The 19945-nt window shown below is 64.9% G+C and carries 20 protein-coding genes; 7 read left to right on the top strand and 13 right to left on the bottom strand.

Annotated elements, in window-relative coordinates; genetic code table 11:
• Positions 1 to 21 precede the first annotated feature (21 nt).
• Together dapE and K6301_RS00265 are read left to right on the top strand one after the other, a co-directional pair.
• On the top strand, positions 22 to 1215 hold the full coding sequence (dapE, locus tag K6301_RS00270; RefSeq protein ID WP_247218518.1) for a succinyl-diaminopimelate desuccinylase: 1194 nt from the start codon (positions 22 to 24) through the stop codon (positions 1213 to 1215).
• Positions 1202 to 1798 carry a hypothetical protein gene (locus K6301_RS00265; RefSeq protein ID WP_247218516.1) on the top strand — a complete coding sequence of 199 codons (597 nt, stop codon included), beginning with the start codon at positions 1202 to 1204 and terminating at the stop codon, positions 1796 to 1798. The genes dapE and K6301_RS00265 overlap by 14 nt, the downstream gene beginning before the upstream one ends.
• Here K6301_RS00265 and truA read toward each other — a convergent pair whose 3' ends face one another.
• From truA to def, 3 genes are all read right to left on the bottom strand, one after another.
• Positions 1799 to 2542, bottom strand: coding sequence for a tRNA pseudouridine(38-40) synthase TruA (gene truA / locus K6301_RS00260; RefSeq protein WP_247218513.1), 744 nt, complete (start codon positions 2540 to 2542; stop codon positions 1799 to 1801).
• Entirely contained in the window at positions 2542 to 3483 is a 942-nt protein-coding gene (fmt, locus tag K6301_RS00255; protein WP_247218511.1) for a methionyl-tRNA formyltransferase, read from the bottom strand. Before fmt ends, truA begins: the two co-directional genes overlap by 1 nt.
• Positions 3484 to 3571: 88 nt before the next feature.
• Positions 3572 to 4096, bottom strand: coding sequence for a peptide deformylase (def, locus tag K6301_RS00250; RefSeq protein ID WP_134647991.1), 525 nt, complete (start codon positions 4094 to 4096; stop codon positions 3572 to 3574).
• A gap of 111 nt (positions 4097 to 4207) precedes the next feature.
• Between def and K6301_RS00245 the strand changes: the two genes are divergently transcribed.
• The 3 genes from K6301_RS00245 (at position 4208) to K6301_RS00235 (ending at position 8973) form a co-directional block, all read left to right on the top strand.
• A complete protein-coding gene (locus tag K6301_RS00245) occupies positions 4208 to 5401 on the top strand; it encodes a DNA recombination protein RmuC (RefSeq protein ID WP_247218509.1) in 1194 nt (397 codons plus the stop codon).
• A 44-nt stretch (positions 5402 to 5445) separates the two neighbouring features.
• Positions 5446 to 6345 (top strand): ribokinase, encoded by a 900-nt coding sequence (locus tag K6301_RS00240; RefSeq protein ID WP_247218507.1) that lies wholly within the window; start codon positions 5446 to 5448, stop codon positions 6343 to 6345.
• A 291-nt stretch (positions 6346 to 6636) separates the two neighbouring features.
• A complete protein-coding gene (locus K6301_RS00235) occupies positions 6637 to 8973 on the top strand; it encodes a methyl-accepting chemotaxis protein (protein ID WP_247218505.1) in 2337 nt (778 codons plus the stop codon).
• A gap of 70 nt (positions 8974 to 9043) precedes the next feature.
• Here K6301_RS00235 and K6301_RS00230 read toward each other — a convergent pair whose 3' ends face one another.
• Both K6301_RS00230 and K6301_RS00225 read right to left on the bottom strand, forming a co-directional pair.
• Positions 9044 to 9403 carry a hypothetical protein gene (locus K6301_RS00230; RefSeq protein WP_247218503.1) on the bottom strand — a complete coding sequence of 120 codons (360 nt, stop codon included), beginning with the start codon at positions 9401 to 9403 and terminating at the stop codon, positions 9044 to 9046.
• Positions 9403 to 10344, bottom strand: a complete 942-nt coding sequence (locus K6301_RS00225) for a nucleoside hydrolase (protein WP_247218500.1) — start codon at positions 10342 to 10344, stop codon at positions 9403 to 9405. Before K6301_RS00225 ends, K6301_RS00230 begins: the two co-directional genes overlap by 1 nt.
• A 181-nt stretch (positions 10345 to 10525) precedes the next feature.
• Between K6301_RS00225 and K6301_RS00220 the strand changes: the two genes are divergently transcribed.
• Positions 10526 to 10957 (top strand): Hsp20 family protein, encoded by a 432-nt coding sequence (locus tag K6301_RS00220; RefSeq protein WP_134648003.1) that lies wholly within the window; start codon positions 10526 to 10528, stop codon positions 10955 to 10957.
• Between the two features lie 132 nt (positions 10958 to 11089).
• A complete protein-coding gene (locus tag K6301_RS00215) occupies positions 11090 to 11347 on the top strand; it encodes a BQ00720 family protein (protein ID WP_134648220.1) in 258 nt (85 codons plus the stop codon).
• A 21-nt stretch (positions 11348 to 11368) separates the two neighbouring features.
• Here the strand turns inward: K6301_RS00215 and trmB are convergent, their stop codons facing one another.
• The 8 genes from trmB to miaB all read right to left on the bottom strand — a co-directional run bounded on the left by trmB (position 11369) and on the right by miaB (position 19917).
• Positions 11369 to 12070 (bottom strand): tRNA (guanosine(46)-N7)-methyltransferase TrmB, encoded by a 702-nt coding sequence (gene trmB, locus K6301_RS00210; RefSeq protein WP_247218498.1) that lies wholly within the window; start codon positions 12068 to 12070, stop codon positions 11369 to 11371.
• A gap of 7 nt (positions 12071 to 12077) precedes the next feature.
• The gene (gene metK / locus K6301_RS00205) at positions 12078 to 13316 is read right to left on the bottom strand and encodes a methionine adenosyltransferase (protein WP_247218496.1); all 1239 of its coding nucleotides are present in this window, start codon (positions 13314 to 13316) and stop codon (positions 12078 to 12080) included.
• Positions 13317 to 13486: 170 nt separating this feature from the next.
• A complete protein-coding gene (locus tag K6301_RS00200; RefSeq protein ID WP_134648009.1) occupies positions 13487 to 13906 on the bottom strand; it encodes a helix-turn-helix domain-containing protein in 420 nt (139 codons plus the stop codon).
• A gap of 148 nt (positions 13907 to 14054) precedes the next feature.
• Positions 14055 to 15638: an apolipoprotein N-acyltransferase gene (lnt, locus tag K6301_RS00195; RefSeq protein WP_247218494.1), complete on the bottom strand. Its 1584-nt coding sequence runs from the start codon at positions 15636 to 15638 to the stop codon at positions 14055 to 14057.
• A gap of 121 nt (positions 15639 to 15759) precedes the next feature.
• Complete coding sequence (locus K6301_RS00190; RefSeq protein WP_247218492.1) at positions 15760 to 16911, bottom strand: hemolysin family protein; 1152 nt, start codon at positions 16909 to 16911, stop codon at positions 15760 to 15762.
• A gap of 13 nt (positions 16912 to 16924) precedes the next feature.
• On the bottom strand, positions 16925 to 17431 hold the full coding sequence (gene ybeY, locus K6301_RS00185) for an rRNA maturation RNase YbeY (protein ID WP_247218490.1): 507 nt from the start codon (positions 17429 to 17431) through the stop codon (positions 16925 to 16927).
• 14 nt (positions 17432 to 17445) lie between these two features.
• Positions 17446 to 18498 carry a PhoH family protein gene (locus K6301_RS00180; protein ID WP_134648017.1) on the bottom strand — a complete coding sequence of 351 codons (1053 nt, stop codon included), beginning with the start codon at positions 18496 to 18498 and terminating at the stop codon, positions 17446 to 17448.
• 27 nt (positions 18499 to 18525) lie between these two features.
• Positions 18526 to 19917, bottom strand: a complete 1392-nt coding sequence (gene miaB, locus K6301_RS00175) for a tRNA (N6-isopentenyl adenosine(37)-C2)-methylthiotransferase MiaB (protein WP_247218488.1) — start codon at positions 19915 to 19917, stop codon at positions 18526 to 18528.
• Between the last annotated feature and the right edge of the window lie 28 nt (positions 19918 to 19945).

Raw genomic sequence — 19945 nt, 5'->3', positions numbered from 1 at the left:
CCGTGCCGTGATCGCATGCCCATGACCTCTGCCGACCCGATTGCCAATCTCGCCACCCTGATCCGCTGCCCGTCCGTGACGCCCGCCGAAGGCGGCGCGCTGACAGCCCTTGCCGCCATGCTGGAGCCGCTCGGCTTCACCGTGGAGCGCATGGTGGCTCGCGAGCCCGGCATGCCCGATATCGAAAACCTCTATGCCCGCATCGGCGCGGACGGCCCGCATCTGATGTTTGCCGGCCATACCGACGTCGTGCCTGTCGGCGACGAGGCTGCCTGGACGCATGATCCGTTCGGCGCGGAGATCGCCGGCGGCGAGATGTTCGGCCGCGGCGCCGTGGACATGAAGGGCGGCATCGCCTGCTTCGTCGCCGCCGTCGCGCGCCACATCGAGAAGCACGGCCCGCCGAAGGGCTCCGTTTCCTTCCTCATCACCGGCGACGAGGAAGGCCCGGCCGTCAACGGCACGATCAAGCTGCTCGAATGGGCAGCCGCCCGCGGCGAGCGCTGGGATGCCTGCCTGGTGGGCGAGCCGACCAATCCCGACCAGCTCGGCGACATGATCAAGATCGGCCGGCGCGGCTCCGTCTCCGGCACCGTGACGGTGCACGGCGTGCAGGGTCATGCCGCCTATCCGCACCTTGCCGACAATGCCGTGCGCGGCATCGTCGCGCTGACGGACGCCCTGATGGACCCCCCTTTCGACGCCGGCACCGAAAACTTCCAGCCGTCGAACCTCGAAGTGACCACCATCGACATCGGCAACCGCGCCACCAATGTCGTGCCGGGCAAGGCGACCGCCAGCTTCAACATCCGCTTCAACGACACCTGGACGGCCGAGACCGTCATGGCCGAGATCGTGCGCCGGCTCGATGCCGCTGCCGCCGACGAGAGGCTGCGGCCCGGCCGCAGCCCCGTGCGCTACGATATCGCCTGGGCCGAACGCCCCAGCCATGTCTTCCTGACGCGCAACAACCAGCTGATCGCCTCGCTGTCGGGCGCGGTGGAAGCGGTGACCGGCCACGCGCCGAAGCTGTCGACGACCGGCGGCACGTCCGATGCCCGTTTCATCAAGGATTATTGCCCGGTCGTCGAGTTCGGCCTTGTCGGGCAGACCATGCATATGGTGGACGAGCGGGTGGCCGTCGCCGATCTCGAGACGCTGACGTCGATCTACGAGACCTTCATCGAACGCTGGTTCGACAATGCCCGGTCTTGACGAGGTCCTGCACTATCTCACCGGCGTCGTTCTGCTGCTGCGCCAGAAGCAGGAAGGCTTCGGCTGGCTGGACCTGACGATGCGCGGCTTCACGCGGTCGTTCTGGGCGATCGTGTGGTGCCTGCCGGCCTTTGCCGTGATCTGGGCGTCCTGGCGGCTCTATTATCTCGCCGCCATGCCCGCCGATACGCCCGCCGGCTTCAATTTCCTGGTGAAGCTCGCCATCATCGACGTCGTCGGCTGGATGCTGCCGCTCGCGTTGCTGGCGGTGCTCGCCGGCCCCTTGGGCTACGGCAAGTATCTCGCAACGCTGGTGACCGCCAGCAACTGGGTCGCGATCCCCTTCGCCTATGCGGCCGCCATTCCCTTCGCGCTGACGCTCGTGCTGCCCACAAGCGCGCCGTTCGCCGGCCTGCTTCTCTATGTCGTCTTCGGCGCCAGTGTCGTGCTGCAGTACCGGCTGGTCTGGATGTGCGTCGGCAGGCAGGGCCTTCTGGCCGCGGCCATCACTGCGATCTTCGTGCTGCCGCCGATGATCGTCGGACAGGAACTGCAGCGCCTTCTCGGCACGATGCCGGTCTGATCAGTAATCGACAGCCATGAAGTAAAGGCCATCCGGGGGCGCGACGGGGCCGCAGGCCTTGCGGTCGCGCGCCTCCAGCGCCGCGCGCACATCGCCGGCCGTCCACTTGCCCTCGCCGGCCAGCTTCAGCGTTCCGGCAAAGGAACGGATCTGGTTGTGCAGGAAGCTTTGCGCGGACACACGCATCTCGATGAGATCGCCGCTGCGCGTCACCTCCAGACGGTCGATGGTGCGCACCGGGCTGTTCGCCTGGCACTGGGCCGCGCGGAATGTCGTGAAGTCGTGTTTTCCCACCAGCATCTGGCCGGCTGCATGCATGGCCTCGTGATCGAGGTCCCTGGCGACGAACCAGGCGCGGTTCGCCTCCAGCGCCAGCGGCGCCTTGCGCGAGATGATGCGGTAGAGATAGTGTCGCTTCTTCGCGGAGAAGCGGGCATCGAAATCGTCGGGCGCCCGTGCCGCGTCGAGGATGGCCACCCGCTCGCCGGCCATGCCGAGATGGGCGTTGAGGGCGTTGCGGAGCGTATGTTCCTTCCAGTCGCGCGTCAGGTCGGCATGGGCGACCTGCCCCATGGCGTGCACGCCGGAATCCGTGCGCCCCGCCCCGCGGATCGAGACGGTCTCGCCGGTCAGCGACAGGATCGCGGCTTCGATGGCGCCCTGGACGGAGGGGCCATTGTCCTGCCGCTGCCAGCCCACATAGGGCGTGCCGTCATATTCGATCACGAGCTTGTAGCGCGGCATCAGGCCAGGACCTGACCGGGCGCGACCGCCGTGCCGCGCAGGAAATCGGCGGCATCGAGCGGCTTGCCGCCGGCCTTCTGCAAGCGCATCAGCCGGACGGCGCCCTTGCCGCAGGCGATGGTCAGCGCATCATCGAGAACCGTGCCGGCGGGATGCACGGCGCTTTCATCGACGAGCGCGCTTGCCAGCACCTTCACCCGTTCCGGCTTGCCGGCGACGGGCAATTCGAACCACGCACCGGGAAATGGCGAGAGGCCGCGGATATGGTTGTGCACATCCTTAGCCGGCTTCGAAAAGTCGATACGGGTTTCGGCCTTGTCGATCTTTGCGGCGTAGAACACGCCCTCCTCGGCCTGCCGCGTCAGCGGCAGGTTGCCGGCTTCCAGCTTCGCCATGGCCTCGACCATCAGCGCGCCGCCTTCCTGCATCAGCGCATCGTGCAGTTCCCCGGCAGTCATGGTCTCGCCGATCGCCACGCGGGCGGTGAGCGCGACGGGGCCGGTATCGAGGCCCTTGTCCATCTTCATGACCATCATGCCGGTCTCGGCATCGCCCGCCATGATCGCCCGCTGGATGGGGGCCGCCCCCCGCCAGCGCGGCAGGAGCGAGGCATGGCCGTTGTAGCAGCCGAGACGCGTGCCGGTGAGGATCGCTTCCGGCAGCAGCAGGCCGTAGGCCACGACGACGGCGACATCCGCCTTCAGGTCGCGGAACGCCTCGAGCTCCGCGTCCTCACGGAAATTGACGGGTGTGCGCACGGGAATGCCCAACCGCTCGGCCGCCTGATGCACAGGGGATTTGACCAGCTCGAGGCCGCGGCGGCCGGCCGGGCGCGGCGGCTGCGAATAGACGGCGACGATCTCGTGGCCCGCCGCGGCCAGTGCCGTCAAGGTCGGGACGGAGAAGTCCGGCGTGCCCATGAAGATGATGCGAAGGGCCATCGGTCAGCCTCCGTGAAAGCGGTTCGGCAACACCGCAAGGCGGTCTCGCGCCTTGAACCGCGTGAAAACGAAGCCGCAGCAATCGCGCTCAGAGCGCCTTGCTGCCGCGCAGCTTGGCGGCCTTGGTGAACTTGCGGATCACCATTTCGCGCTTCAGCTTGGAAATGTGGTCGATAAACAGCACGCCGTTCAGGTGATCGATCTCGTGCTGGAGGCAGGTCGCCAACAGGCCGTCGGCCTCCGTCAGCTGTTCCTTGCCGTCCCGGTCGAGATGCCTGACCTTGATTGCTGCCGGACGCTCGACTTCCGCGTAATAGTCGGGGATCGAAAGGCAGCCTTCCTCGTAAACCGAACGCGCATCCGTGGCGGAGACGATTTCCGGGTTGATGAAGACGAGCGGCTGCTTGTCCTCGCCGTCCTTCGACACGTCGAGCACCAGCATGCGGCGCGCAACGCCGATCTGGATGGCGGCAAGGCCGATGCCCGGCGCGTCATACATGGTTTCCAGCATGTCGTCGGCGAGCTTCTTGACCTCGCCATCCACTGTCTCGATGGGCTGCGAGACCTGGCGAAGGATCGGATCGGGAAGGATAATCAGCGGCTTGATGGTCATGCGCCTCCTTAACCTGCTTTTTTCGGGCTTTCAATCGGCTTGCGCGACCGGAAAGCGGCTTTGTTCACGGTATGATCTGGTTTTTGCCGTCATCCATGGTATGGTCGCGGCATGATCGATCCTGCCCTTGATACGCTTCTCACCTCCACGCTCGACCGGCTCGGCGGAACCGGGCCTGCGCTGGCCCTGCTTCTCGCCGTTCTGATCCTGGTTTTCGGCCTGCTTTCGGCCCGCCGCAGTCAGGCGCGCCAGCGCGAGGCGGCAAGCCTCGCGGAGCTGCGCTTCGCCGAACTGCTCAAGGCGCAGACGGAGATGCAGGGGCGCGTCGCCGCCATGGCCGAGGTCTTCGGCGCCAAGCAGTCCGAGACCAACCAGGCCATCAACATCCGGCTCGACGGGCTGACGCAGCGGCTCGGCCAGTCGATCTCCGAACAGACGCGCGCGACCCATGAGAACCTGCGCCGCCTGCAGGAGCGGCTCGCGGTGATCGACAACGCCCAGACCAACATCCAGTCTCTGGCCAAGGACGTGGTGGGGCTTCAGGCCATTCTCTCCAACAAGCAGACGCGCGGCGCCTTCGGCCAGTCGCGCATGGAGACCATCATCGCCGATGCGCTGCCGTCCGGCGCCTATCAGTTCCAGGCGCAGCTGGCGAGCGGGGTGCGGCCGGACTGCACGATCCGCATGCCGAACGGCCAGCCGCCGCTCGTCGTGGACGCGAAATTCCCGCTCGAAGCATGGAACGCGATGTCGGACGCGCGCTCGCCGGAGGCCGCAAAGATCGCCGCTCAGCAGTTCCGCCGCGACATGGAAGTCCACATCCGCGATATTTCGGAAAAATACCTGATCGCTGGCGAGACGCAGGACACGGCCTTTCTTTTCGTGCCGTCCGAATCGATCTTCGCCAGCATCCACGAGAATTTCGAGGCCGTCGTGCAGCGGGCGCACCGCGCCCGCGTCGTCATCGTCTCGCCCTCGCTGCTGATGCTGTCCGTGCAGGTGCTGCAGGCGCTGTTGAAGGACCAGCGCATGCGCGAGCAGGCCCACGTCATCCAGGGCGAGGTCGCACGGCTGATGGACGATTTGACGCGGCTCGACGACCGGGTGCGCAAGCTGCACGGCCATTTCACCGCCGCACAGAAGGATGTGGACCTGATTTTGACGTCGACGGAGAAGCTTACCCGGCGCGGCGCGCGCATCGGCGAGCTGGAATTCGAGACCGTCACCGCCCTTTCGGAGAGCGCCGATACGGTTGCGGAAGGACGAACGGCGCCGCCGCGGCTGAGGGTGGTTGACGAGGACTGACTGCCTCGGGCAGTGTCCTGCGGAAACGACAAAGGGCTATTTTCATGATCACCGTCTTCGGCTCCATCAACATGGACCTCATCGCCACGCCGGAACGCCTGCCGAGACCCGGCGAAACGGTGATGGGAACCAGCTTCACCACCGCTGCCGGCGGCAAGGGCGCCAACCAGGCGCTTGCCGCGCGCCGCGCCGGGGCAATGGTGCGCATGGCCGGTGCCGTGGGTGACGACCGCCTGGGCAGCCAGGCGCTGGCGCTGCTGGCCGATGCCGCCGTGGACCTCAACGCGGTGCGCTATCCCGCCGAGGCGACGGGCACCGCCCACATCCTTGTGGCCCCTGACGGCGAGAACATGATCGTCGTCGTTCCCGGCGCCAACGGCACCGTCAGCGACGAGGACGCCAAGCGCGCTATCGCGGCCATGTCGCGTGGCGATTACCTGATGCTGCAGTTCGAAATCCCGACCACCGCGATCGAGGCCGCGCTGGCCGCCGCCAAGCAGAAGGGCGTCATCTCGATCATCAACATCGCGCCGTTCAATGCCGAGGCCAAGCGGCTGGGTGGCGCGGCCGACATCCTCGTCGCCAATGAAACGGAATTCGATCTTTTCGCCGGCAAGGGCGAGCTCTCCGATGAGGAGCGGGAAGCGGTCATGCGTCGCATCCACGGCGAGAACGGCCAGACCATCATCGTCACGCTCGGCGCGGATGGCGTCGTCGCCATCCGCAAGAACGAGATCTACCGGGCCGCCGGCCTCAAGATCGAGCCCGTCGATACCGTCGGCGCGGGCGACACGTTCTGCGGCTACCTGGCCGCGTCGCTGGATGCCGGACTTGGCTTCAAGGACGCACTGCGCCGCGCGGCCGTCGCCGGTTCGCTCGCCTGCCTGAAGCCCGGCGCCCAGCCGTCCATCCCCTTCGCAAACGCCGTCGACGCGGAAGTCTGACGCCATCGCGCGGCCCCGTTGCGGAGACCTTCGCAACGGGGACACCGCGTGTCGCTTTGCCTGCGACGCCCGGCAATTCAGCGATCCCGTAGACACTAGGGATCGAAATTTGGCTCTTTATTAATATTCTACAGAGTATTGAAATCCTCAAACCACCGGCGTTGCGAAAAGCGACCCGGGCGGTCCAGGACGCAGGTCGCGCGCCTCGCACTCCATGATGGAGCCCATCCCGACAATCGAACGTGCTTCTCCGCGGCAACCGCCGCGGACGCTTCCTATCGTGAGGATTTCATGTTCAAGCTTCAGGCCAAGTCGCTCGCGACGAAGCTCATTGCAGTGACCGGCGGCACCATCGCCCTGGTGCTGCTCGCCTCCAACACCGTGCTCATCCAGCAGAGCCAAGATCGCGTCGCCGGCCTCGTCTATTCGGAGGCGAACACGGAAGCGAAAGCCATCGCGTCCGACATCGCGACCGATATCGGGCAGCTCGCCAGCGCCGCGCGCTCGATGGCCGGCGTGATCGAGCAGGGCCATGCCAACGCTCACTTCGACCGAAAGGAAGTGGTCGATATCATCAAGGCCAATGCGGAGAAGAACGACTTCGCGCTCGGCAGCTGGTTTGCGGAAGAGCCCAATGCCTTCGACGGCAAGTCGCGCGAGACGGGCGAGTCGCTGGAGACCGGCACGTTCAAGGATGGCTCGTTCAATCCCTACTGGACCAAGCGCAAGGACGGCTCCATCGCGCTCTCCACCTTCGAATCCGATTACAAGGCCGAGTGGTATGCCCTGGCGGCGAATTCCGGCAAGGGCGCGATGACCCAGCCCTACAAGGAAAGCTCGACCGGCGAAGGCTTCACCATGGCCTCGATCGCGTTTCCCGTCATATCGGGTGGCAAGCGTATCGGCGTCACCGGCGTCGACGTCTCGCTGAAGACCCTCTCCGACAAGCTGAGCAAGCTGGCGCCGTTCGGCGAGGGGCGCGTGCTGCTGCTGTCGCAGACCGGCAAGTGGCTCGTCGCGCCGAATGCCGACCTCATCATGAAGCCCTATGAAGGCGTCGGCGAGGATGTCGTCAAATCCGCGCTCTCCACGGGCAAGCCGGGTCTCGTCGAGAACGTGACCTTCGACGAACTCGCCGCCTTCGATCGTGTCGTCTACCCCTTCGCGCTGCCGGACATCAACACGTCCTGGATCGTGCTCGTCGATGTGCCGCGCGCGGCGATCAACGCGCCCGTGCAGGATCAGACCTTCATGATGATCATCGGTGGCCTCATCGTTCTGGCTGCCGTGCTGACCGGGCTCTACGTCGCGGTGCGCATCTTCGTGCAGAAGCCGCTCGCCGGCCTTGTGCGCGACGTCGATGCGCTGAGCGGCGGCACCTATACGCAGCCCGTCACCGGGCAGGACCGGTCCGATGAAACCGGCGCCGTCGCCAAGGCGCTGGAAGGGTTCCGCCACCAGCTCGCCAATACCCGCACGCTGGAAGCCGAAGCCAGCCGCCAGCGCGAGCTGACGGAAGCCGAACGCAGCCGCTCGGAGACGGAGCGCGCGGAATCGAGCGCCCTGCAGCGCGAGATCGTCGCCCGCCTCGGCGACGGCCTCGCCCAGCTCTCCGAAGGCAACCTGGCCTTCCGCCTGTCCGGCGATTTCCCGGGTGAATACGGCAAGCTGAAGACCGACTTCAACTCCGCCATCGCCAGCCTCGAGGAGACGATCCAGACGGTCAACGCCTCTGTCGGCAATATCGGCGGCGGCACCAGCGAGATCTCCAAGGGCGCGGCCGATCTCTCACACCGCACCGAGCAGCAGGCCGCAAGCCTCGAGGAGACCGCGGCCGCCCTCGACCAGCTGACCTCGCAGGTCAATTCCAGCGCGGAGAATGCGCGGGTCGCGGCCAAGTCCGTTGAAACGGCGAACGAGGATGCCAGCCGGTCGGGCGAAGTCGTGCAGAAGGCGATCGATGCGATGCACGGCATCGAGAGCTCCTCGCGCGAAATCTCCAACATCATCGGCGTCATCGACGACATCGCCTTCCAGACCAACCTGCTGGCGCTCAATGCCGGCGTGGAAGCGGCGCGCGCAGGCGAGGCCGGCAAGGGCTTCGCCGTCGTGGCGCAGGAAGTGCGCGAGCTCGCTCAGCGCTCGGCCAATGCCGCCAAGGAGATCAAGACGCTGATCAACACGTCGGAGTCCCAGGTGCGCGATGGCGTCAGCCTCGTCGGCCGTGCGGGCGACGCGCTGGAAAACATCGCCCACCAGGTGAACCAGATCAACGATCTCATCCGCCAGATTTCCTCGTCCGCCTCCGAACAGGCCGTCGGGCTCAAGGAAATCAACGCCGCCGTCAACCAGATGGACCAGGTCACGCAGCAGAACGCCGCGATGGTGGAGGAAACCACCGCCGCCAGCATGGCGCTGAACGACGAAGCCCAGACGCTGAAGTCGCTCGTCGCGCGCTTCCGCGCCGGCGCGGCGGTGACGGCAAGCGTGCAGCCGGTACAGCAGGCGGCACGCCCGCAGGTCCAGCCGCAGCGTGCGGCCTACCAGCCCGCCCGCACCGCCAGCCGGCCGATCCCGCAGGTTTCCGGCAACACGGCATTGGCGCAGGACGATTGGGAAGAGTTCTGAGCCGCTCCCGCGATCAAAGCAAAAGGCCGGCGGAAACGCCGGCCTTTTTCGTTGGCGGTGGCTGCCTGGGCTACTTCGGCTGGGTCGGTTGCACCTGCAGCCGCCCGCGTGAGCGCGACCGCGTGGCGCTGGCCAGCCGTTGGGAGGCTTCCTTCAACTCGAGCTCGGAGAAGAGCGGCTGGTATTCCGGCCGCAGCATCAGCGCCTCCATGGAAAGCTCGGCCTTGCCGGCATCGAGCAGCCGTTCCAGGCCCGTCGTGCCGGGTTTGAAGACGAGTTCCTTCGCCGCCGCCACGCCGCCGTTGAGCAGCACGAAGCGGCGCAGCAGGACAGGACGGAAGCCGAGGCCGGCGAACCGGTCGTAGAGGCCCATCATCTCCTTGTGGAAACGGACCTCCACCGCAGGGCTGGCGACGCGCGAACCCCGCATCAGAGGCGCCCGACGCGCTCGGTGAGCAGGGCGAAGAACCCGTCGGCATCGACCTCCTTCATGACCCGGGCATTGTGCCTGCGGCCCGTCACCTGCCACCAGTCCACCACCGTCATGCCGGCCGTGAGCGGCGACGTCGTTTCAACCTCCACATTGCAATCACGGCCGGAGAACAGGTCGGGGTTCAGAAGATAGGCTATGACGGTCGGATCATGCAGCGGGCCGCCATCGGAGCCATATTTCTCCACGTCGAACCGCTCGAAGAATTCCAGCATCTCCACCAGGGCCCTGCCCGGGCGGTTGCCGATGGCGCGGAGCTTTTCGACGCGGCTCTTCAGCGTCAGCACCTTGTGGGTGACATCGAGCGGCATCATGACGATCGGAATGCCGGACTTGAAGACGGCGGCCGCCGCCTCGGGATCGACATAGACGTTGAATTCGGCCGCCGGCGTGATGTTGCCGCCCTCGAAGAAACCGCCGCCCATCATGACCAGTTCGCGCACCCGGCCTGCGATCTCGGGCGCCTTTTCCAGCGCCAGGGCGATGTTCGTGAGCGGGCCGAGGGTGCAAAGCGTGACGGTGCCCGCCGGCTCGCGCTTCAACGTCTCGATGATGAAGTCGACGGCATGCTGCGGCTGGAGCGGCATTTGCGGCTCATGCAGGTCCGGACCGTCCAGGCCGGTCTTGCCATGCACATGCTCGGCGGTCACCAGCGGACGGGCAATCGGCCCTTCGGCGCCGGCAAAGACCTTGATGTCGGTGCGGCCGCAGAATTCCAGGATGATGCGGGCATTCGTGGAAGTCCGCGACAGCGGCACGTTCCCGGCGACGGTCGTGATGCCGAGGATTTCCAGCTCGGGGCTGCCGAGCGCCAGCATGATCGCGGCGGCGTCGTCCTGGCCAGGATCGGTATCGATGATGATTTTCCTCGGCTCAGACATGCCGTTGCGTCCTCGTCTCTTCATGGTTTTCGCCAGCACCGCGCGGGCGAAGCGGCGACTATATTTGCGAAATCGCGCTTCGCAAGCGTCTTGCGCCGCAAGCGCACAGTCACCATATTGGTTCCGTCGGGATGCCGGTTTCGGGTCCCGTCTTGGTCGCTTGAAAGCAAGGACTGGACGTATGTCTCGCATGACCCCTTTCGCAAGCCCGCTGCTGCTGGGCTTCGACGCCATGGAAAAAACCCTGGAGCGTATCGCCAAGGGCAACGATGGCTATCCCCCCTACAATATCGAACGGCTGCGTTCGAACGACGCGACGGGTGCGCCAGAGCGCCTGCGCATCACGCTGGCCGTGGCGGGTTTCTCCGAAGAGGAGCTCGATGTCACGACAGAGGAAAGCCAGCTCGTCATCCGCGGTCGCCAAACCGACAGCAACGAACGGGATTATCTTTACCGCGGCATTGCCGCTCGCCAGTTCCAGCGCACCTTCGTCCTTGCCGAGGGCATGCGCGTGGAGGGTGCCGAGTTGAAGAACGGCCTTCTCTCGGTCGATCTCATCCGGCCGGAACCGCAGCGAATGGTAAAGAAAATTAACATTTCCGTATCAGACTAGATCATGAGCCGTTCCTGCGGCAACACCCCGCCGGACCGTCTCGAGCGTAACCTGATCGCTGACGCACCGAGCTCCCTTATGGACGCGGGCGCCCAGCGGCCGGCACTTGCCGGCATTGCCATGGAGGCAAAGATGGGACTGAAGACCATTACCCCCACCGTTTCGAAGGCAGATCTCGCACATCTGGGCGAGGGCGAAGTCGGCTACATCAGGAAGATGAAGGCGGATGAAGTTTCGCGCGTCTTTCCCGAGGCGCCCGAGATCGACCCCAGCCTCGACCTGTGGGCCCTGTTCGGCGCCGACGGCACGCCAATCCTGCTGACCGACAATCGTTCCAGCACCTTCTACAAGGCTGCCGAGGACGACCTGCGCACCGTCAGCCTCCACTGACCCCGGAACCGGAACCTTCCGTCAGAGACGGCGGAAGGTGAGGTAGGCGGACTTGCGGCCTTCGCGCTTGGCCTTGGCCTCGTAGCGCGTGCCCGGCCAGCCGGCATAGGGCGTCAGCCAGTCGGCCGCGTTTTCCGCGGTCCATACGAAGGCGGGATGCGCCCCGCAGTGCATCAGCGTCCAGTTGACATAGGTGTCGATGTCGGACGCGAAACAGAAGTGCCCGCCCGGTTTCAGCACGCGGGCAAAGCGATCCAGGTTGATCCTGGACACGAAGCGCCGCTTCCAGTGCTTCTTCTTCGGCCAGGGGTCGGGATAGAGAAGATCGATCTGATCGATCGACGCCGCCGGCAACCAATCCAGCAATTCCGTCGCATCGTCGTCGTAGAGGCGGATGTTCTTCGCGCCAGTGTCCTCGATGCTACCGATGAGCTTGGCCATGGAGTTGACGAAGGGCTCGACGCCGATGAAGGCGGTATCCGGCGTTTCCTGCGCGCGATGAATGAGATGCTCGCCGCCGCCGAAGCCGATTTCGAGCCGGACGCGCGCCGGCTTGAAATCATAGAGCGACGCGATGTCGGCCGGCGCCGGTGCCGAAAGGTCGACCTTCAGCGCCGGAAGCAGCGTCTCGAGATGATGCGCCTGCCGCTCCCTCAGCGGTTTTCCCTTGCGGCGACCGAAGAAGGCCTCGGTCGCGCGGCTGCGGCGCTCTGCATCGGTCATGGCGATCTCAGTTCTTCAGCGCTTCCTTGAGGGCCTTGACGAGGTCGAGGCGCTCCCAGGAGAAGGAGCCGTCACGGCCGGCCTTGCGGCCGAAATGGCCATAGGCGGACGTCTTGGCGTAGATCGGCTTGTTGAGGTCCAGATGGCGGCGGATACCGGATGGCGACAGGTCCATGACTTTGCGGATCGCGGCTTCCACTTCGTCCTCGCTCACCTTGCCCGTGCCGTGCAGGTCGACATAGATCGACAGCGGCTGCGCGACGCCGATGGCATAGGAAATCTGGATCGTGCAACGGTCGGCCAGGCCGGCGGCCACCACGTTCTTGGCGAGGTAGCGCGCGGCATAGGCGGCCGAACGATCGACCTTGGTCGTGTCCTTGCCGGAGAAGGCGCCGCCGCCATGGGGTGCCGCGCCGCCATAGGTGTCGACGATGATCTTGCGGCCGGTCAGGCCGGCGTCGCCATCCGGGCCGCCGATGACGAACTTGCCCGTCGGGTTGATGTACCAGACGCAATCGTCGGCGATCGCGATGTCGTGCAGGGCCTCGCGGATATAGGGCTCGACGACCTCGCGCACCTTCTTGGAATCCCAGCTTTCATCGAGATGCTGGGTGGACAGGACGATCGAGGCGACGTCTGCGGGCTTGCCGTCGACGTAACGCACGGTCACCTGGCTCTTGGCATCCGGGCCGAGCTTGCCGGCATCGCCCACGCCCTTCTTGCGGGCCTCGGCGAGCAGCTGGAGGATGCGGTGCGAATAATACAGCGGTGCGGGCATAAGCTCCGCCGTTTCGCGGCAGGCGTAACCGAACATGATGCCCTGATCGCCGGCGCCCTCGTCGCCCTGCCTGTCGGCGGCATTGTCGACGCCCTGGGCGATATCCGCCGACTGGGAATGCAGCAGCACGTCGATCTTCGCCGTCTTCCAGTGGAAGCCGTCCTGCTCGTAGCCGATGTCACGGATCGCCTTGCGCGCGGCGGACTTGAACTTCGACGGGTTGATGACGTCATTGCCGTCCTTGTCCTTCTTCAGAAGGCTCGGCGGCAGGCGCACTTCACCGGCGATGACGACCCGGTTGGTGGTGGCGAGCGTCTCGCATGCGATGCGGACCGACCACGGATCGACCTTCGACTTCACAGCCTCACGATAGACGAGATCCACGATCTCGTCGGAGATGCGGTCGCAAACCTTGTCCGGATGGCCCTCGGCGACGGACTCGCTGGTGAAGAGATAATTGCTGCGCATGCGGGAAGTCCCCTCAAAGAAAACAGACTTCGATGTTGTTATTCAGTTCATCGCCCAAAAACAAGAACAGAAGGACATAAGAATATCTTTATATCGAAATTTCCTTCTCCTGCGCGCACAAAAAAACGGCCCCGAAGGGCCGCCTTTTCAGACCATCTTGCTGAACGCGATCATTCGATTTCGGCTTCGGCTGCCAGCGCCTTGACGAGATCGACGAGCTTGCGGCGCACCTTGGGATCGGTGATCTTCACGAAGGCGCGGTTCAGCTGCAGGCCTTCGGAGGACGACAGGAAATCCACCACATAATTGGAGCTGGACGCATCGGCAAAACCGCTCTGGGAGTCAGCGGTGTCACCGGGTGCATCCTCGAAAAAGAATGAGACAGGCACGTTGAGAATGCTCGAAATGTTCTGCAACCGGCTTGCGCCAACGCGGTTCGTGCCCTTCTCGTATTTCTGGATCTGCTGGAAGGTGATGCCGAGGCTTTCGCCCAGCTTCTCCTGGCTCATACCGAGCATGGTCCTGCGAAGCCGAATTCTGCTGCCGACATGAATGTCGATCGGATTCGGCTTCTTCTTGTTTTCCATCATCACTTTGGTCCTAACGCGGAAATGGCCCCACCCCGACCGGCACCCTTACTGAATACTTAACGTCACGTTGTATGCGCGACCTCCGGAGAGTCCGACACTACAGCAGAACGACCGGTGGCGGGCACTATGCTATTTTAGGGGTTTTTGGTCAATTCAATCTGTTTCTAAAACCAATGCGTGAAATGCTCGCCACAAGAAAGAAAAGACCAAGAAGAGCGGGAAAGACCCAATCCCGCCACTTCGTCCACCGGCCCTGCGCAATCTTACCCGGAAGGGTTGCATCCACGAAACCCGTGACGTCGTAGGACAGGCCCGAGATCACCTCGCCCCTGGCATCGACGACGGCGGAAATACCGTTGTTGGCCGCGCGAATCAACGGCATGCCGCGCTCCACGGCGCGAAGACGCGCCTGCTGGAAATGCTGGTAGGGCCCGGGCGTGTCGCCGAACCACGCATCGTTCGTCACATTCAGCAGGGCAGCGGCCGCGTCGGATGCGGGACCGATCTCGGACGGGAAGATCGCCTCGTAGCAGATCAGCGGATAAAGGCCCGTGCCGAGGGCGTTCAACAGGGGATGCTCGCGTGCCGGGGAAAACCCGCCGGGCATGGCGACAGGGGATACGCCGAGGCTTTCGAAGACATCGGCAAAGGGCATGTATTCGCCGAAGGGCACGAGATGAACCTTGTCGGCCGCGCCGATGATCTGCCCCTTGCCGTCGATCGCGTAGATGGAGTTGTAGTAGCGCGGCGCCTTGCCGGATCCCGCACTTTCGGTGCGCACCGCCCCGGCGATCAACACCTGGTCGTCTTCCAGGACCTCGGCGATGCGCACGAGCGCATCGGGATTGTCCGTGAGGATGAAGGGAATGGAGGTTTCCGGCCAGACGATAATGTCCGGCCGCTTGCCCCCCTCGGCAGGCCTGGCCGCGCTCAGCGCCAGGTGCTTTTCGAAGATATCCGCACGGGCGGAATCATCGAGCTTCATGGCCTGGTCGATGACCGGCTGGACGAGGCGGATGACGGTCGCCTGGTTTTCCGGCAGCGGCAGGACATGAAGCGCATAGGCGCCATAGCCGAGATGGGCGGCAAACAGGATGACGGCGAGGCCGAGGCCGGCCACCCTTCCCCGCCGCGTGCCGAGCAGCGCGGGGGCGGCGAAGACGAAGACGGCGAGCACGTTCATGCCGGCGATGCCGACGAGGCCGGCGGATTGCATGAGCAGCGGGACCGGCATCATGCCATAACCGACGGCATTCCAGGGAAAGCCGGTGAACAGCGTACCGCGCAGCCATTCTCCCACACCGAAGGCGAAGGCGAGCGCGGCGATCCGGCCCATGCCGTCGGACCAGAAGAGCCGGGCGAGCGCTGTGGCAAAACCGTAATAGAAGGCAAGGAAGGCCGGGAGCCCCAGCACGGCGAGCGGCACGGCCCAGGCAAACGCATCCGCCTCCACCAGCAACGCATTGCCGAGCCACCACAGTCCGCCGACGAAATAGCCGAAGCCGAACAGCCAGCCGATGCGGAAGGCGGGCGCCAGGCGCCGGACGAAGCCCGCTTCGGGCGCGGCAGTCGCACCATCGAGCAGCCAGACGAGAAGCGTGAAGGAAACGAACAGCGCCGCGAGGAAGCCGAAGGGCGGCAGCGCCAGGACGCCGATCAGGCCCGCAAGAAATGCAACAAGCGCCCGTCTTTTTCCAGACAGGAGCATGACCGTGCCCGCAAGCCGCTCCATGCCGTCCCCTTCTTGTCGCTTTCCCCGAATCAGCCGCGCCAGTCTCCCAAAAAACCAGCGCCTTGTCCCGCGTCACGGCAGGACAAGGCGCAGATCATTTTCAAGATTATCTCAGGACGGCTCAATCCGTGCCGGTGCTGTCGGCCTGCGGCTCCGAAACCGTTGCGCGCTCCGGTGTCACCGCCCCCGCCTCGCCTTCCGGGCGGCGTTCCCGGCGGCGTACGGCGCTGGCGCGCTTGCGGGTGACACGCACGCGCTTCACGCGACGCGGGTCGGCATCCAGAACATGGAATTCGAAGCCCGGCACCGCCTGCACGACCTCGCCGCGCACCGGAATGCGTCCGAGCGATGCGAAGATGAGGCCGCCGAGCGTATCGGCATCCTCCAGCTGGTCGCGGATGTCGAAATCCGGGCCGATCGCTTCGGCCAGTTCCTCCAGCTCGACGCGGGCATCCGCGATGAACACGTCGTCGCCGGCGCGCTGGATCATGGCTTCTTCGTCGTCGTGCTCGTCCTCGATATCGCCGACGACCATCTCGACGATGTCCTCCAGCGAGGCGAGGCCGTCCGTGCCGCCATATTCATCGATGACGAGCGCCATCTGCGTGCGGTCGGCCTGCATGCGCGCCATCAGGTCGGCGGCCAGCATCGACGGCGGCACGAACAGCACCTGCCGGATGATGCCGGCTTCCGCGACGGTCTTGGAAAGATCGACGCGGCCGAGGTCGAATTCGGCCTTCGGCGTGCGAACCGGCTTCTCGCCGTTTGCGGGCGCGGCCTTGGCGCCGCTGCGGCGCTTGTTGCGGGCCTGCTTGGTGACATAGGCGAGCAGGTCGCGGATATGGACCATGCCGCGCGGATCATCGAGGCTTTCATGGTAGACCGGCATGCGCGAGCGGCCGGAATCCTCGAAGATCACCATCAGCTCGGCGATCGTGATGTCCTGGTCGACGGCCTCGATATCGGCGCGCGGGACCATCACGTCCTCGACCCGCACCTCGCGGAAGCGGAGAATGTTGTGCAGCATCGCCCGTTCTTCGGGCAGGAAGGCCGGCTCGCCGCCGCTCTCTTCCGTCATCAAGGCCTCTGCGAGGTCCTTGCGGAGGCTGGAGGCCCCTGTCATGCGCCAAAGCCGCGCTGCGCGGGACCAGAAGGATGTCCGGCCCCCGTTTTCCTGCTTCGGCGCGCTGGTACTACTGCCCGCCTCGTCCTGACTGGAGGCATCCGCCTCGTGCTTTTCCGTCGCTACGGACTGGTTTCTGAAGTCGCTCATTGGTCCAAACTGGTTAATCGGGATCGTCCCCGTAGGGGTCAGATAGGCCAAGCCCGGCAAGAATGCGAGTCTCAAGCCCTTCCATTTTTTCCGCCTCGTCCGCGTCGATGTGATCATAGCCGAAGAGATGCAGAAATCCATGCACCATCAGATGGGTGAGATGGTCGTCGAAAGACTTGCCGAGTTCGGCAGCCTCGCGGGTCAATGTTTCCTCTGCAAAAATGATGTCGCCGAGCATCGGTCCCGGCATTTTGCCCGGCGTCAGCGGGAAGGCCGGAAAGGACAGGACATTGGTCGGCTTGTCCTGGCTGCGCCACTGCGCATTGATGCCGCGGATCTCCGCATCGCTGGTGAAGACGAGCGAGACTTCCGGGGCGCCTGTCTTCGGAAAGGGCTGCCTTTCGGTTTCGCGCAGGAAATCGACGGCAGCACCGAGCACATGCGTGCTCATGTCGAACAGGCGTTCTTCGGAGGGCCATTGGCCCTCCTCTATGGAAATCTGGATGTCGAGCTGGCTCATCGGACGTGCCGACCTCAGCGGTCGATCTGCTCGCTTTCGTCGTGCACGGCCGTCGTCGCCTCGTAGGCCCGCACGATGCGTGCGACCATCGGATGGCGCACCACGTCGACATCCTTGAAGCGCACGACCGAGACCCCTTCGACGCCATGCAGGATCTGCAGGGCCTCGACGAGGCCCGACTTGACGCCGCGCGGCAGGTCCACCTGGCTCGGGTCGCCGGTGACGATCATGCGGCCATTTTCGCCAAGACGGGTCAGGAACATCTTCATCTGCATCGATGTCGTGTTCTGCGCCTCGTCGAGGATGACGGCGGCATTGGCGAGCGTGCGGCCGCGCATGAAGGCGAGCGGCGCGATCTCGATGACGCCGGCGGTGATGGCGCGTTCGACCTTGTCGCCCGGCATCATGTCGTAAAGCGCGTCATAGAGCGGGCGCAGGTAGGGATCGACCTTTTCCTTCATGTCGCCGGGCAGGAAACCGAGGCGCTCACCGGCTTCCACGGCCGGGCGCGACAGGATGATGCGGTCGACGGCGCCGCGCTCCAGAAGCTGGGCGGCATAGGCAACGGCAAGATAGGTCTTGCCCGTACCGGCCGGGCCGACGCCGAAGACCAGCTCGGAGCGCTCGAGCGCGCGGATATAGGTATCCTGCGTCGGCGTGCGGGCGGCGATCGTCTTCTTGCGGGTGGAGATCTGCGACATGGTCAGCTTGGCCTTGCGCTCCATGGTCGGCAGCGACAGCTGGTCGTCGGCTGCGATCGCCATGCGGATGGCGCCCTCGACATCGGAAAGCTCGATGGAGCCGCCCTTCTGGAGGCGGTCGTAAAGATAGTCCAGTGCCCGGCGGGCCTGGCTGGTGGCCACCACGTCACCGGAGATGACGACGGAGTTGCCGCGGGCCCGCGCATCGATGTGCAGGCGCTGCTCGATGAGCTTCAGGTGCTGATCGAACTGGCCGAAGAGCTCGCTTGCGTATCGATTGTTCTCGAAAGTCAGGACGAATTGATTTGCGTCGGTCTCGGTCTTCGACTGGCGCGGCGAGGACGTCATCAGTTCGTGTCCGTTCAAGCGGTCAAGCTCCTTGTGTGAAACCCGTCAACCGATCGCTTCGGCGAAGAGGCTGTTGGGCCCGGCATCGATGATTCGTACCCGGATAATGTCACCGATTTCAGAACCTTTTGCATCAATATTCACAGGCTGGAGCCAGGGCGAGCGGCCGACGAGCTGGCCGGGCATGCGGCCGGGCTTCTCCAGGAGCAGGTCGATCTCCTTGCCGATGCACGTCCTGGCGAATTCGCGCTGCTGGCGAAACAGCAAAGCCTGCAATCTTTCAAGGCGTTCGGCCTTCACGTCCTCGGCCACATGGCCGTCCATCTCCGCCCCCGGCGTGCCGGGACGGATGGAATACTTGAACGAAAATGCCTGTGCATAACCGACGGTTCCGATGAGGCGCATCGTATCCTCGAAGTCCTCATCCGTCTCGCCGGGGAAGCCGACGATGAAATCGCCCGAGATCGCGAGGTCCGGCTGGACGGCGCGGATGCGCTCGATGAGGGCGACATATTCGGCGGCCGTGTGGCGCCGGTTCATGGCTTTCAGGATGCGGTCGGAGCCGGACTGCACGGGCAGATGCAAATAGGGCATCAGCTTGGACAGGTCGCGATGGGCCTCGATCAGGCGGTCATCCATGTCGCGCGGATGGCTGGTCGTATACCGCAGGCGCGCCAGGCCCTCGATTTCGGCGAGGCGGTAGAGCAGGTCGCCCAGGCCCCACTCGGTTCCATCGGGCCCGAGACCGTGCCAGGCATTGACGTTCTGGCCGAGCAGGGTGATCTCGCGCACGCCGCCCTCGACGAGGCGCTCGGCCTCCGTGACGATCTGCGCGACCGGCCGGGAGACCTCCGAGCCGCGCGTATAGGGCACGACGCAGAAGGTGCAGAACTTGTCGCAGCCTTCCTGCACGGTGAGGAAGGCGGTGACGCCGCGCGCGCGGGTCCTGGCCTTTTCCGGCGCCGGCAGGTGCTCGAACTTGTCCTCGATGGCATAGTCCGTCTCGACGACACGCTCGCCGCCCTTGGCGCGACGCAGCGCATCGGGCAGGCGGTGATAGGTCTGCGGACCGACGACGAGGTCCACGGCCGGCGCGCGGCGCAGGATTTCCTTGCCCTCGGCCTGGGCGACGCAGCCGGTGACGCCGATCACCATCTCGCGGCCGTCCCTGGCGCGCGCCTTCTTCATCTCACGCAGGCGGCCGAGCTCGGAATAGACCTTCTCGGCGGCCTTCTCGCGGATATGACAGGTGTTGAGCAGCACCAGATCGGCCTCTTCCAGCACGTCCGTCGCCTGATAGCCGTCCTTCGACAGGGCGTCCGTCATGCGGTCGCTGTCATAGACGTTCATCTGGCAGCCGTAGGTCTTCACGAAGACCTTGCGGGTGTTCGGCGTGGCCACGGGGGCATCGGGGGCAGAGAGGGACTGTTCGCTCATGGCCGCTTCCATAGTGGAAAAAGCCCGG

This window comes from Shinella oryzae (assembly GCF_023038235.1).
In the GTDB taxonomy this organism is placed as follows: domain Bacteria; phylum Pseudomonadota; class Alphaproteobacteria; order Rhizobiales; family Rhizobiaceae; genus Shinella; species Shinella sumterensis.
Note: the sequence above shows the minus strand (reverse complement) of the source record. Positions and strands in the feature narration are given on the sequence as shown.

Excerpts from the sequence above, each read along its gene's own strand:
- dapE (WP_247218518.1), top strand. The coding sequence starts at position 22 with ATGACCTCTGCCGACCCGATTGCCAATCTCGCCACCCTGATCCGCTGC.
- K6301_RS00265 (WP_247218516.1), top strand. The coding sequence starts at position 1,202 with ATGCCCGGTCTTGACGAGGTCCTGCACTATCTCACCGGCGTCGTTCTG.
- truA (WP_247218513.1), bottom strand. The coding sequence starts at position 2,542 with ATGCCGCGCTACAAGCTCGTGATCGAATATGACGGCACGCCCTATGTG.
- fmt (WP_247218511.1), bottom strand. The coding sequence starts at position 3,483 with ATGGCCCTTCGCATCATCTTCATGGGCACGCCGGACTTCTCCGTCCCG.
- def (WP_134647991.1), bottom strand. The coding sequence starts at position 4,096 with ATGACCATCAAGCCGCTGATTATCCTTCCCGATCCGATCCTTCGCCAG.
- K6301_RS00245 (WP_247218509.1), top strand. The coding sequence starts at position 4,208 with ATGATCGATCCTGCCCTTGATACGCTTCTCACCTCCACGCTCGACCGG.
- K6301_RS00240 (WP_247218507.1), top strand. The coding sequence starts at position 5,446 with ATGATCACCGTCTTCGGCTCCATCAACATGGACCTCATCGCCACGCCG.
- K6301_RS00235 (WP_247218505.1), top strand. The coding sequence starts at position 6,637 with ATGTTCAAGCTTCAGGCCAAGTCGCTCGCGACGAAGCTCATTGCAGTG.
- K6301_RS00230 (WP_247218503.1), bottom strand. The coding sequence starts at position 9,403 with ATGCGGGGTTCGCGCGTCGCCAGCCCTGCGGTGGAGGTCCGTTTCCAC.
- K6301_RS00225 (WP_247218500.1), bottom strand. The coding sequence starts at position 10,344 with ATGTCTGAGCCGAGGAAAATCATCATCGATACCGATCCTGGCCAGGAC.
- K6301_RS00220 (WP_134648003.1), top strand. The coding sequence starts at position 10,526 with ATGTCTCGCATGACCCCTTTCGCAAGCCCGCTGCTGCTGGGCTTCGAC.
- K6301_RS00215 (WP_134648220.1), top strand. The coding sequence starts at position 11,090 with ATGGGACTGAAGACCATTACCCCCACCGTTTCGAAGGCAGATCTCGCA.
- trmB (WP_247218498.1), bottom strand. The coding sequence starts at position 12,070 with ATGACCGATGCAGAGCGCCGCAGCCGCGCGACCGAGGCCTTCTTCGGT.
- metK (WP_247218496.1), bottom strand. The coding sequence starts at position 13,316 with ATGCGCAGCAATTATCTCTTCACCAGCGAGTCCGTCGCCGAGGGCCAT.
- K6301_RS00200 (WP_134648009.1), bottom strand. The coding sequence starts at position 13,906 with ATGATGGAAAACAAGAAGAAGCCGAATCCGATCGACATTCATGTCGGC.
- lnt (WP_247218494.1), bottom strand. The coding sequence starts at position 15,638 with ATGGAGCGGCTTGCGGGCACGGTCATGCTCCTGTCTGGAAAAAGACGG.
- K6301_RS00190 (WP_247218492.1), bottom strand. The coding sequence starts at position 16,911 with ATGAGCGACTTCAGAAACCAGTCCGTAGCGACGGAAAAGCACGAGGCG.
- ybeY (WP_247218490.1), bottom strand. The coding sequence starts at position 17,431 with ATGAGCCAGCTCGACATCCAGATTTCCATAGAGGAGGGCCAATGGCCC.
- miaB (WP_247218488.1), bottom strand. The coding sequence starts at position 19,917 with ATGAGCGAACAGTCCCTCTCTGCCCCCGATGCCCCCGTGGCCACGCCG.